Origin of the sequence: Enterococcus italicus DSM 15952 (genome assembly GCF_000185365.1) — a bacterium.
In the GTDB taxonomy this organism is placed as follows: Bacteria; Bacillota; Bacilli; order Lactobacillales; family Enterococcaceae; genus Enterococcus_G; species Enterococcus_G italicus.
In genome coordinates this window covers 1-997 of record NZ_GL622266.1, presented here as the reverse complement: position 1 = coordinate 997, position 997 = coordinate 1, and the positions used below count along the sequence as shown (strand labels likewise).

Here is a 997-nt window from a genome sequence, read left to right as displayed (position 1 = left end):
TCTATTTTTTAAACTATTTTTAAATTTATTTACATATAAATTTGATAAGTCTTTTTTTACTTTCAAAGCTACTTTAGGTATTTCTCTATTTTTTCTTTTTCTTAATTTATCTCTAAGTTTACTTTCTTCAGCACTTATAATTGTTTTTAGTTGCTTTTGTTCTTCAGCAGTTATATTTAGAGTCTTAATTATTTGTTGATTTGTCCAATACATTTTTTTATTTAAAGCACTATCATTTTTAGCTTTTTGTCTATCATAATACTTAATCATTGCATCTATTGCTTTTAAATCTTCAGGATTTTGGAAATGACTGTTTAATTCATAAGCTTTAAATTTGTTGAAAAATATACATAACCTTAAAAAATCATTTCTTGTTTCTACAATTCCATTCCTTAAATCAATTAATTTTATTAAATCTGCTACTCTATCTAAGCTTAATGTTGTTTTTAGTTTTTTAGGTGTTTTTTTCTTATTTTGTTCTTTTCTCTCTTTAGCTTTTATTTGTTTTTCTGCATTGTTTAGATAGTCAGCGTAACCATTTTTATATAGTATTGCTATATCTTTTAGAGTATATACATAATCATTAAGTTCTAATATTTTAACCTTATTTACTCCTATTTTTTCCTTAACATTGATGGTGTTTGGTAATCTAAGATAGTTGTTACTACTTTTAGCACCATCATCAGCACCTAAATCTGCAAATACTTTAACTAAATCATTCATTGTTGATTCATACAAATTAGTGATTGTGCTAGTATTTTGAGATTTTTTAGGTATGTATACAAAATCTATAAAATAATATAAGTGTAATCCATTACCACTTGCAATGATTGCAGAAAAAGGGATTTTAGTTCTTTTCTTTACTTTTTCTAATACATAATCTATTGATAATCCTTTTTTTTACACAATCAATATCTATAAAAAAGCTATTTAAACTTAATACATTTTCTTTAGTTCTATCCTTTTTTATCAATGGTGTAAGAATTAGGTGTGTAAT

Annotated in this window: 1 protein-coding gene; it reads right to left on the bottom strand. The window is 23.6% G+C overall.

What is annotated here, in order from left to right:
• A partial coding sequence (locus tag HMPREF9088_RS11160; RefSeq protein WP_007209368.1) for a hypothetical protein occupies nucleotides 1-723 on the bottom strand: 723 nt, incomplete at its 3' end.
• Between the last annotated feature and the right edge of the window lie 274 nt (nucleotides 724-997).